We start from the raw sequence: 13,069 nt of genomic DNA on the forward strand, positions 1-13,069 counted from the left end.
AGGTGAAAGTTATGATAAAACAAATAAAATGGTTTTTATATAGTGCCTTGGCATTACTCTTTGTTTTTTTAGGCATCAATCTTACGGTTAAGCCTATAGATGCACAAGAAACGATAACGATTGGAATCTCCGGCCAGACAAAACCCCTCAACTACTTTGAAGATAATGAGTTGACCGGTTTTGAAATTGATATGTTGAATGAAATCGATGCACGTTTGGATGATGTCGAATTCGAATTTGTAACCACCGAATTTGCTTCATTGTTTGCCGGTCTTGACTCTGGCCAGTTCGATATTGTCGCCAATAACTTAGGTGAAAATGCTGAACGGCGTGAAAAATTCCTCTTCTCGCTCTATCCTTATGTAATCACGCATAATGTTATTATTACACAAACGGACCAACCCGATAACTTAACCATGGAAGACATGGCGGGGATGTCATTCGGTGTTGTAACGGCTTCCCCTCAATCCATGTTCTTAGAAAGATGGAATGATGAGAACCCCGATTTAGCCGTTGATATTCAATATGTCGATTCAGACCCATCGACCATCATTCGTGATGTTCACAGTGGTCGCTTTGATGCAACCATCTACGCGACGACATACTTAAATGATGTGCAACAAACCTTTGGTATCGAGTTAAAACAACATATCATTGAAAACGAAGATGAAATCAATCCGCCTGGATCATACTTAATGTACAGCAAAGACGATTTGGAATTACGTAATCAAATCGATGACGTTTTAGCCGAGATGCGTGAAGATGGCACTTTGGCAGAAATCTCAATGACCTACTTTGGACAAAACGATACAGAATTGTCCCAAGCTATTATTGATAAAAATGACACTCTTAATCAAGTAAATATCGCTAGTGACGAAAGTGTTGCTACTATTGAAAACGACTTACAAGACACTCGTAATGTCACCATTGGAATCTCCGGCCAAACAAAACCCCTCAACTACTTTGAAGATAATGAGTTGACCGGTTTTGAAATTGATATGTTGAATGAAATCGATGCACGTTTGGATGATGTCGAATTCGAATTTGTAACCACCGAATTTGCTTCATTGTTTGCCGGTCTTGACTCTGGCCAGTTCGATATTGTCGCCAATAACTTAGGTGAAAATGCTGAACGGCGTGAAAAATTCCTCTTCTCGCTCTATCCTTATGTGATCACGCATAATGTTATTATTACACAAACGGACCAACCCGATAACTTAACCATGGAAGACATGGCGGGGATGTCATTCGGTGTTGTAACGGCTTCGCCTCAATCCATGTTCTTAGAAAGATGGAATGATGAGAACCCCGATTTAGCCGTTGATATTCAATATGTCGATTCAGACCCATCGACCATCATTCGTGATGTTCACAGTGGTCGCTTTGATGCAACCATCTATGCGACGACATACTTAAATGATGTGCAACAAACCTTTGGTATCGAGTTAAAACAACATATTATTGAAAACGAAGATGAAATCAATCCGCCTGGATCATACTTAATGTACAGCAAAGAAGATTTGGAATTACGTAATCAAATCGATGACGTTTTAGCCGAGATGCGTGAAGATGGCACTTTGGCAGACATCTCAATGACCTACTTTGGGCAAAATGATACAGAATTGTCCCAAGCTATTATTGATAAAAATGATGCGATTAATGAAGAATATCAAGCACAAGATAATAGTAACCAAACGGAACGAGTAGTGACTGTAGGTACATCAGGACAAACCAAACCTCTCAACTACTTTGAAGACAATGAATTAACTGGCTTTGAGATTGATTTGCTGACTGCAATTGATGAAAAACTTGATAATATTACCTTTGAATATGAAATAACTGAATTTGCTTCATTATTTGCTGGACTTGATTCTGGTCAATTTGATTTAGTGACTAATAACTTAGGTGAAAATGAAGAACGAAGAGAAAAATTCCTCTTCTCACTTTATCCTTACGTTATTACCCATAATGTCATTATCACAAATACAGAGAAAGCTGACAATTTGACCATGGAAGATATGGCAGGCATGTCATTTGGCGTCGTTACGGCTTCACCTCAATCCATGTTCCTAGAAAAATGGAATGAAGAAAACCCTGATTTAGCCGTTGATATTCAATATGTCGATTCTGATCCTTCAAACCTAATTCGTGATGTATACAGCGGTCGCTTTGACGCAACCATCTACGCGACGACATACTTAAATGATGTGCAACAAACCTTTGGTATTGAATTGAAAGCTCATCCAATCGAAAACGAAGATGCCATTCGTTTACCAGGTTCGTACTTTATTTACCGTTTAGAAGATGTTGAGTTAAGAAATCAAATGGATGCTGCGATTGCTGAACTAAGAGAAGATGGGACACTTGCAGCTATCAGCCAAAAATATATGGGGCAAGATGATACTCAACTAACGGAGGAAATTATTGCTCGCAATGATAATTTCGAAGAACAACGTTTGGCGCAATCTGATATTGAATCCACTCAAATAGTGACTCAAGCACAATCAACGACGTCAAGTACGGATGGTAAAATATTTGCACCTGAAATAATCCCTCAAATATTACCAACTATACTTGAAAAATTACCGATCACACTTTTAATGACTGTCGTATCTGCTGTGATTGGTTTGCTTTTAGGTTTCCTAATTGCGCTAATTAAAATCTATGATATTCCCATCTTAAAACAATTAGCCACCTTGTTTGTCTCATTTATGCGCGGTACACCTCAATTAGTACAATTATTCTTAGCCTACTATGGTTTCCCACTTGTAGTCGCTTGGATTAATCAACAATTAAATACGTCTATCAATGTGAATAACATTCCTGCATTATTATATGTATTTATTGCTTTTGGTTTAAATGAAGCAGCCTACAATTCTGAAACGATACGTGCAGCCATTCTTTCTGTTGATAAAAGTGAAATCGAAGCAGCTAAATCGATTGGTTTAACCAATCGCCAAACAATGACACGGATTATACTTCCATCTGCCATGATCGTTGCGATTCCAAACTTAGGTAATAGTTTAATTAGTTTACTAAAAGGGACTTCGCTTGCATTTACCGTTACAGTCATTGATATTATGGGGCAAGCAAGAATTATTGCAGGAAGTAATTTGCGTTTCTTCGAAGCTTATATTGCCGTATCCTTAATATACTGGGTATGTTGTATCATTATTGAAAATTTTGTTAAATGGCTTGAGAAAAAATTAAATGTCAATTTAATTGATGAGAGTCAAATTCAACAATCAAATAATGGAACAACATCTGACGCGCTAGCATTAGATTCTAAAACGAAATAGGAGGCCATTCATATGTTAAAACTCGAAAATTGGTCTAAGAGTTATGGTAACCACTTGGTATTAGATAATATTAACATTGACGTGCCGACTGGAAATGTACTTACGATTATTGGCTCTAGTGGATCGGGAAAATCTACCTTACTCAGAACCGTAAATTTTTTAGAAAAACCAAATAAAGGAACCATCCATATTGGAGATATCGTACAAGAAGTTAGCCATATTCCTGAAAAAGAAATCTTCAAAATAAGAAGACAGACGGCCATGGTATTTCAAAATTATGCGCTCTTTTCTAAAAAGACAGCTTTGGAAAATGTCATGGAACAATTAATCATGGTACAAAAGAAACCAAAACATGAAGCCAAAGAAATTGCAGAAAAATATTTAGAACAAGTTGGTATGTCAGACCGTGCTAATTATTATCCGAATCGTTTATCGGGTGGTCAACAACAACGTGTTGGAATTGCTAGAGCCTTAGCAATTCAACCCGAAGTCATTCTCTTTGATGAACCAACCTCTGCTTTAGACCCTGAAATGGTCAGTGGTATTTTAGATTTAATTCAACAAGTCGCCCATCAAGATACCACCATGATTTTGGTAACCCATGAAATGAATTTTGCAAAACACGTTTCTGACCAAGTTATCTTCTTAGATAAAGGGGTCATCTTGGAGGAAGGTACACCTAGTCAAATTTTTGATAACCCCCAAATGGAACGAACACAACAGTTCATCCGTGGTTTTAGTGATACTAGTTTTGCTATCTAAATCTCGTTTACTGATAGCAAAATTTCAACACCAAATAAGCATTAATCTAAATTAACAAAAAAATCCGGACGTTTAATGATTGTGTGACAGCTTGTTATTATCACAATCATTAAACGTCCGGATTTTTTCATATTTTAAATTATCTCAATTCATATCCATTTTTTTGATTAATCCAAATACGTATCTGCATCTAATATTTGATCAGGGAAACAAAAGATATAACCTTGATCCTTTAAATACGGAATAATCCGATCCAAAGTTTCAACATTTTCTGGATAAATATCATGCATTAATACAATTGAGCGATGTTTGACAGTATTCATAATTTCGCTTACGGTTTTATCGGAGTCACGAAACTCCCAATCTAAAGAATCAATATTCCAAAAAACAGTTTGCAAATCAGGAAACATTTCTACCACACGTTGTCCACCAATCCCATACGGCATACGATAAAGTTTGGGCGTTGCTCCTGTCGCAGTTGCCACAGCCTCTTGTGTCAGACGCATTTCTTCTTTCACTTCATCATCAGAAATAGTCGCATAGTTAGCATGAGAAAAAGAATGGTTGCCTATTTTATGCCCTTTTTCATAAACCTTTTTACTAATCTCGGGATATTCAACTACATTCATACCTAATTGAAAGAACGTTGCATGCACCTCATGTTTTTCCAAAACATCTAAAATTTGTAAAGTCGTCTCATTAGGTCCATCATCGAAAGTCAATGCTATCAGTGGCCGGTGATCAACTTCCGTTCCCAGCAAACGGTCAGCTAAGGCCTCATTTTCAAAAATTTTATGATTTACTTCTTTATTTTCATTAAAAAATGAAATGTTATTTTCTACTAATTGTGTTATTTGGTCAATTAATTGATAATATGATACTTCAAGTTTTTGTGCTTTTGGCTGCCCACTCACTTTTTCATACTGTGCTTGAATGGCTTTCATCTGATCTAAATCTTGGTTAATTGATTCAGTCGTCATCTGATTATCCATTCGCAGTAAAGATATTTCTATATCTTCAATTGTTTGTAAAGTCTGCTCTGCAAAAGTCATTTTTTCATTAAAAACTAGAAATAAGCGGTCATCTTCCGTTCTAGGAAGAGCAGCATCCATTTCATTTTGTAAGTGTTTAAGCTCATCTAATGATAAATTTTCATTGATTATATTACTGTCATTAATACGATTGCCTACAATCATAGGTTCATCGTCAACATAAATTTGATTCAAAGTTTGGATCATTCCATAGCGTAATTCAATATCATTAAGCGTATCCCTAATTTGGTCATCATCAATATTAGAATATTGAGTGACTTTATCATCAATTATTTTTTGTGTGATATTTTCATCAAGAAAATCATGTTGATGATCAAAATACAATTGATTTAAGTCCGTTTGCGCACTTTCTACCAATTTATCCCTTTCGAGGGCTTTCATGTCGGTCCACATGTAAAATAAGAGTAACAGATTAATGATTATTAAAATCAGCCAAGTAAGATAATGTTTAATTTTATTATTAATCTTCAATCACTACCCTTCTTAATATAATTGGTTTTGCTAATACATCTTAGCATTATCAGCTAATTATTTCTATTCAAACCAGAAAATATCACAATTTATTATATAAATATTCATATAAATAGCAAGCGAAAATTCATACTCTATTTTAAAACAAACTCAGCTGATCTTCATCAGGCAAATCATTGAGTACTCCGTGTTCGGTCAAATATTCAATAATGGTTTTTGAAACTTTGCCTCTTTTTTGTAAATCTTCTTTGGATAAAAACGGAGCTTCTTCACGTGCTTTACAAATTTGTTGGGCAACGCTTAAACCTAAACCTGGGATAGCTCGAAATGGGGGAATTAACGTATCTCCTTCAATAATGAAATTCTCAGCATCAGATTTATCCAAATTAACCATTTGAAACTTAAAGCCTCGTTCAAGCATTTCGTTAGCCACTTCTAAAACAGTCAACAAACTCTTTTCTTTAACAGAAGCATCCAACCCTTTGCCTTGAATATCACGGATTCTGCGTTTGACCATTTCTTTTCCTTGATACATGGCAATCAGATCAAAGTCGATTGCACGGACCGAAAAGTAGGCAGCATAGTGATAAAGGGGATAATGCACTTTAAAATACGCAACCCTTAAAGCCATTAAAACATAGGCAGTCGCATGGGCTTTGGGGAACATATATTTAATTTTTAAACAGGATTCGATGTACCATTCGGGTACTTTGTGTTCACGCATGATTGCTTGCCAATCATCAGGAATTCCTTTTCCTTTACGGACACTTTCCATGATTTTAAAAGCAATCCCATCTTCAATGCCATAATGCTGTAAAGTCACCATAATATCATCCCGACAACCAATAACTTCTGATAAAGGAACAATATTTTTTTTAATCAATTCTTGTGCATTGCCTAACCAAACATCCGTCCCATGTGATAACCCAGATATCTGTAATAATTCCGCAAAGTTTTTCGGTTTTGTTTCAGCCAGCATTCCTCGCACAAAGCTGGTTCCAAATTCCGGAACACCTAACGTTCCCGTTTCTGAAAAAATTTGTTCGGGTGTAACGCCGAGTACCTCTGTCCCACTAAAAATTTTCATGACTTCCGGATCAGTAGGTGGAATTGTTTTTGGATCAATACCACTTAAATCTTGCAGCATCCGAATATGCGTCGGATCATCGTGTCCAAGGATATCTAATTTTAAAACATTATCATGAATCGAATGGAAGTCAAAATGCGTCGTTTTCCATTCACTATTCACATCATCAGCAGGATATTGGATAGGGGTAAAATCATAAACATCCATGTAATCTGGTATAACAATAATTCCACCCGGATGCTGACCGGTTGTTCGTTTAACCCCTGTAATCCCCTTGGCTAAACGTTCTTTTTCAGCCTGAGGAATTTGTTGGGGCTCAACTTCTAGATAACCTTTAACATAACCAAAAGCCGTTTTCTCGGCAACCGTCGAAATCGTCCCTGCACGATAAACATAATCTTCACCAAATAATTCTTTGGTATAAGCATGTGCTTTTGGTTGATAACTACCTGAGAAGTTCAAATCAATATCGGGAACTTTGTCGCCATAAAAGCCAAGGAAGGTTTCAAACGGGATATCTTGACCGTCTTTGGACATCGGTTTTCCACAATTTGGACAGGCTTTCTCCGGCAAATCATAACCTGATTTTACTGAACCATCCGTAAAAAATTCACTTATTTGACAATCCGAACAATAATAATGCGGTGGTAGAGGATTAACTTCCGTTATTCCAGTTAATGTCGCCACTAAACTAGACCCAACAGACCCCCTCGAACCAACCAAATAACCATCTTCATTACTCTTTTGCACTAATTTTTGTGAAATTAAATAAATAACAGAGAATCCATTAGAAATAATACTGTTTAATTCTTTTTCAATACGTTGTTCAATTATTTCAGGTAATTCTTCCCCATACATTTCGTGGGCTTTATCATAACTTAACTGACGGATTTGATCATCAGAACCTTCGATAATGGGAGTATATAATTTCGATTTAATTACTTCGATGTCTTCGATGGAATCGGCAATCTTTTGAGAGTTTTCGACAACAATTTCATAAGCTTTTGCTTCACCTAAAAAGGCAAACTCATTAAGCATTTCATCCGTCGTTCTATAATGCACTTCAGGCATGGTTAATTGTCGATTAGCATTTATTTTCATGGAACGATGTAAAATTTCCCGATAGATACTATCTTTTTCGTCTAAATAATGAACATTCCCCGTTGCTACGACTAGTTTATTTTTTTCTTCACCTAAACGCACCATGTTTTGCATAATTTTTTCTAAATCCGCTTCATTACTGATTGTTTCATTAACGATGAGCGGTGCATATACGGATTTGGGTTGAATCTCAATATAATCGTAAAAATCAACTAAATCTGCTGCTTCATCATAGCCTTTTTGCATCATAGCCGTAAAAACTTCGCCATCTTGACAAGCCGTACCGATTAATAGGTTTTCGCGATATTTATTTAAAAGACTGCGCGGAACGCGTGGCACACGATAGAAATAATTAATGTTCGATTCTGAAATTAACTTAAATAAATCTTTTAAGCCTGCTTGATTTTTTGCTAAAATGGTTGCATGAAATGGTCTAGATTGTTTGAAACTATCATTCCGACCCATTTGATCATTTAATTGATTATGATAACTCATCTGGTACATTTCTTTAGCTTGCTCGAGTAATTTGTATAATATATAACCCGTTGTTTCAGAGTCATATATTGCTCGGTGATGTTGCTCTAATTGAATATTATAATGTTTAGCTAACGTATTTAACCGATGTGTTTTTAAATTAGAATTGACTAAACGAGATAATTCTAGTGTATCAATAACACCTTCTTTAACGCTTTCTAAACCAATTTGCTTGTACCCTTGATTAATAAAGCCAATATCAAATGTAGCATTGTGCGCAACTAAAATTGTCCCTTTAGAAAATTCAGCAAACTTCGGCAAAACTGTTTCAAGATCAGGTGCATCTCTTAGCATCTCATCCGTGATTCCAGTTAATTCCGTTGTAAAGGCAGCTAATGAATGACCGGGATTTATAAAGGCTTCAAAGCGATCAATCACCTCGCCATTTTTCATTTTAACCCCTGCGAGTTCAATGATTTTATCATAAACAGATGATAAGCCAGTCGTTTCAACGTCAAAGACTACATAAGTTGCTTCTTGTAAATCAATATTCTGTAAATTAAACGCGATAGGCTCCCCATCATTAACAACATTGGCTTCTATGCCATATAAAATTTTAACCCCATATTCCTTACCCGCACTAAAGGCTTCTGGAAAGGCTTGTGCGCCTGCATGGTCGGTGATTGCAATGGCAGAATGTCCCCATTCAGCTGCGCGTTTGATTAAATCTTTCGCTGAATTGGTTGCATCCATGGTGCTCATTTGGGTATGCGCATGAAGTTCCACACGTTTTTGACCTTCTGGAGCTTTATCGACCTTTTTCGCTTTTGTAATTTTTCGAATACTACGCGGTTTGAACTCCAATTCAGAGGTATAATAGTCCGGTTGCATGTCGCCTTCGAGTCGTATCCATTCACCGACACTAAACTGTTCCAAGGATTCTTTTTTAATGCCTCGACCGGAAAGGACTTTAACCGTTACTGAACTTGTATAGTCGGTAATTTTCATAATTAAAATGGACATCCCATTTTTTGTCACACGAATTTCTAAATCGAAAATATAGCCTTCGATGGTTTGGCGGTATTGATCATTTAATAAGTTTACAATAGGTGTAATTGCTGTATGAGGGATGTCTTTGCCAATAGGCGGAATTTCATCCGTAACATCTTGAACTTTTTGTTGAGATTTACGGGCCTCTTGAGCTTCTAACGCTTCGGTTAGACTTTTTTCAACTTCATCATTTTGTCTTTGTTCATGAAATTGTTGTTCTTTTTCCAGTATGTCTAAATCAACTGAATACTCAAAATTCAAATCATAAATGCCAACTTGCTCTAAACGTTGAACAAATAAGTCATGATACTTTTGTTGAACCGTATCGACTTGATGCTCTGAAGCTAAACCAACATGTAGCGTTTGACCGTCAAGTTCATAACTGGCTTGTAGCATAGCCGCTTTCAAAAAAGGTTTCTCAGATGCTAACACTGAATAAATAGCAAACCAATAATGCGAAATGACATCACTATCAATATGGTCATCTTCAAAGTTCCACCAAACCTCAATATGGGCAATTTCTTCAAACGCCTTAAACATATGACGTAGAAAAATTTGGTAAGCATCCGGATGAATTCTTTTACGACCTGTTAAATAGAAGTGCCATTGACTAGACTGTGCATAGACTTCTACATGATCTATCTCAATATCTTTTAAATGTGCAAGTATATCTTGATCTGTAATTTGGATTTGTTCCAATAATATTTCAAATAGTTGACGTTGATCCGCCATCTTACTCCTCCTCAACCAAAAAGGATGCCCTTCTATAAATGAAGTCATCCTTTATTGTCTCATTTCACCTGATTATTAGAAAAAGGCTCGCATAATATCATTCCAAGTTACAGCAATCATAAAGACAAACATAATCCCAACTCCAATGAGTGTGATAATCCCCTCTTTTTCTTGTGCCAACGGTTTTCCTCTAATCGCTTCAATTAAATTCAAGATTATTTTCCCACCATCTAAGGCTGGAATAGGTAATAAATTCAAAAGACCGATATTCGCACTTAACATCGCTAAAAAGCTTATAATAACGGTAAAGCCGTAATCAACGACTTCATTAGTCATTTGAGCCATAGCAATAGGACCACCAAATTGATTAATATCAAACCCATTTTTAATCATACCTACTAAAACAGATAATATACTTGTGATTATACGCCAGGTTTCAGAAAATCCATACATTATGCGATCTAAAACGCCTGTTTTCATAGCAACTGACACGCCGATTTGACCGATGGTGGTACCATCTTCATTGGTAACGGTATTGACTTGAACGGGTAATTCGATTACTTGGTTATCGCGTTCGACACTAAATACTAATTCTTCACCCGGTGATGACGCAATATACTGCTGTAAATCGGTCCAAGTATCAACCGCGTTATAATTAATGGCAATGACTTGATCCCCATCTTCTAAACCAGCAACTTGAGCAGGGCTATCTTCCACAACCGTTCCAATCGTACTACTATTTGATGGAATACCAGGTACTAAAAAAGCAAACAAAATAAAGCAAACAATGGATAAAATGAAATTATTCATGGGTCCTGCAAAATTAGTCAACAATTTATTCCAAACAGAGGCTGATTCGTATCGACTTTCTATAGGAGCGACCTTAACATTGGTCCCATCTTCTTCAATAATCCGACATTCTTTGGAAACATCAAATGTCTGCGCTTCTTCATGACCCGTTTGATAAACACGAATCGTCATATTTTCAGCTAAATCTACTTCATCTACTTGTGCAGGCATTTCATTAAGTTCTGGTTTGTCACTCGTATTAATCATCGATACTTGATTAGCATCATTAAAAGTTAAGCCAACTTCCATACCCGGATGGACATTATCTTCCTCATTTAAACCCGCTAAGCGAACATATCCGCCTAGAGGTAACATTCTAACGGTATAGGTCGTTCCGTCTTTTCCTTGTCTAGCAAATAATTTAGGGCCCATACCTAACGAAAACTCACGCACTAAAATTCCAGCACGTCTTGCAAAATAAAAGTGTCCAAACTCGTGGAAAACCACAATTATTGAAAACACGATTAAAAAAACAATTAGCGTTTGCATTTTGATTTCACATTCCTATCTAAAAAAATTCAACCAAATAATCATCATAAAACTAGCAAAAATGGTACTGTCAAATCGGTCTAATACACCACCATGACCAGGAATTAATTTACCCGAATCTTTGACACCAAAATGTCTCTTATAAGCTGACTCCACTAAATCACCTAATTGCCCCACTAAAGACAAGGCAATCGTCAGAATCCAAACATGATTGGCTCCACCAAGATTGGGATTAACAATCCAAATATATAGCGAACCGACAATAAAAGCCGAAAGCAAACCACCTAAAAAGCCTTCTACTGTTTTATTCGGACTAATAGCAGGGGCTAGCTTATTTTTACCAATCGCTTTTCCAATAAAATAAGCCCCAATATCTGTCGACCAGATAACAGCAAAGAGGTAAAAAATCGTTTCAACCCCCATATCACGGATGGAAATTAAAAACCGAAACCCAAAGCCGATATAAAGTATACTAAAAACTAATACAGCCGCTTCTTCAAAGTTAAAGGTTTCATGCCTAATGACAGTGAAAACCAACAAAATAATACAAAAAATATAAAAAATAAATTGCTGATGTCCCCTACCTAAAAAACTTAAAAAATAATGATCCGGTAAAAGCACAAAAGCTAGCGCTATGGTAGAGATAATGCCGATGATATTAAAATACTCAATTTTTTTCATCCTAGCCAATTCGTATAAGCCAATGGCACCTAGAACCAACATCAGATAAGCAAAGTAATATCCTCCAGCAAATAGAAAAGGTATAAAGATGGCAAAGGCAACGATGGCACTTATAATTCTTGTCTTCATCTTAGTCGTCTCCTTATTAGCCTTTCACTTTTCCAAAACGGCGATCACGTTGAATGTAACTTTCAACAGCGGCATCTAAGTCGCTAGCACCAAAATCTGGCCAGAGAACGTCTGTAAAATAGAATTCACTGTAGGCAGCCTGCCATAATAAAAAATTGCTCAATCTTTGTTCACCCGAAGTTCGAATGAGTAAATCAGGCGCTGCTAATTGTCCATAGCGAGCGGTTGATAAATGACTTTCAATGAGTTCAGGGGTTATGTCATGCGTTTCCAATTCTTGATTGCTCACTGCTTGGGCAATAGCAACAACGGCATCAGTAATTTCTTGACGACCACCATAATTTAATGCAAAATTTAGAACCATCCCTTGACAATGTTTGGTCTGTTCAACGGCAGAGACAACTATATCATAGGTTTGTTGAGGTAAAGCTGTAATATCGCCAATCCATTCAACCCGAACATCATTTTTAATCAATTCGGGTAAAAATGAATCAAAAAAATCTTTTGGTAAACTCATTAAATAATTGACTTCATCTTGAGGTCGTCCCCAATTTTCTGTAGAAAAAGCATATACAGTTAATAACTTAACACCCAACTCATTTGCACGAATCGTTACTTTTTTGATTGTCTCTACGCCTTTACGATGTCCAGCCACTCGTGGTAAAAAGCGTTTTTTTGCCCAGCGCCCATTTCCATCCATGATAATTGCTATATGTTTTGGGACACGTTCCTTATCGAATGCCATAACTTTCTCCTTTAATCCACTGAATTATTCTCTAACTAATTATAGCAAACTCACCCTATGATACCTATCGTTTTTTCAAGATTTAATTTCTTTAGCGAATTTTTAATCTTTTACAATTTTAGAAGAGAATTAAAAAAGAACATTTATA

General features: G+C 36.4%; 7 protein-coding genes. 2 read left to right on the plus strand and 5 right to left on the minus strand.

Going from position 1 to position 13,069, the window contains the following annotated elements:
• The first annotated feature begins 11 nt into the window (after positions 1-11).
• Together NRE15_RS02975 and NRE15_RS02980 are read left to right on the plus strand one after the other, a co-directional pair.
• The gene (locus NRE15_RS02975) at positions 12-3,299 is read left to right on the plus strand and encodes an ABC transporter substrate-binding protein/permease (RefSeq protein ID WP_313794133.1); all 3,288 of its coding nucleotides are present in this window, start codon (positions 12-14) and stop codon (positions 3,297-3,299) included.
• 12 nt (positions 3,300-3,311) lie between these two features.
• Positions 3,312-4,061, plus strand: coding sequence for an amino acid ABC transporter ATP-binding protein (locus NRE15_RS02980; protein WP_313794134.1), 750 nt, complete (start codon positions 3,312-3,314; stop codon positions 4,059-4,061).
• Positions 4,062-4,228: 167 nt separating this feature from the next.
• Here NRE15_RS02980 and NRE15_RS02985 read toward each other — a convergent pair whose 3' ends face one another.
• The 5 genes from NRE15_RS02985 to NRE15_RS03005 form a co-directional block, all read right to left on the minus strand.
• Complete coding sequence (locus tag NRE15_RS02985; RefSeq protein WP_313794135.1) at positions 4,229-5,584, minus strand: polysaccharide deacetylase family protein; 1,356 nt, start codon at positions 5,582-5,584, stop codon at positions 4,229-4,231.
• A 139-nt stretch (positions 5,585-5,723) separates the two neighbouring features.
• On the minus strand, positions 5,724-10,028 hold the full coding sequence (locus NRE15_RS02990) for a PolC-type DNA polymerase III (RefSeq protein ID WP_313794136.1): 4,305 nt from the start codon (positions 10,026-10,028) through the stop codon (positions 5,724-5,726).
• 75 nt (positions 10,029-10,103) lie between these two features.
• The gene (gene rseP / locus NRE15_RS02995; RefSeq protein WP_313794137.1) at positions 10,104-11,366 is read right to left on the minus strand and encodes an RIP metalloprotease RseP; all 1,263 of its coding nucleotides are present in this window, start codon (positions 11,364-11,366) and stop codon (positions 10,104-10,106) included.
• Between the two features lie 15 nt (positions 11,367-11,381).
• Positions 11,382-12,176, minus strand: coding sequence for a phosphatidate cytidylyltransferase (locus tag NRE15_RS03000; protein ID WP_313794138.1), 795 nt, complete (start codon positions 12,174-12,176; stop codon positions 11,382-11,384).
• Between the two features lie 16 nt (positions 12,177-12,192).
• Complete coding sequence (locus NRE15_RS03005) at positions 12,193-12,921, minus strand: isoprenyl transferase (RefSeq protein WP_313794139.1); 729 nt, start codon at positions 12,919-12,921, stop codon at positions 12,193-12,195.
• Positions 12,922-13,069 lie beyond the last annotated feature (148 nt).

The organism is Fundicoccus culcitae (assembly GCF_024661895.1).
Lineage (GTDB): Bacteria > Bacillota > Bacilli > Lactobacillales > Aerococcaceae > Fundicoccus_A > Fundicoccus_A culcitae.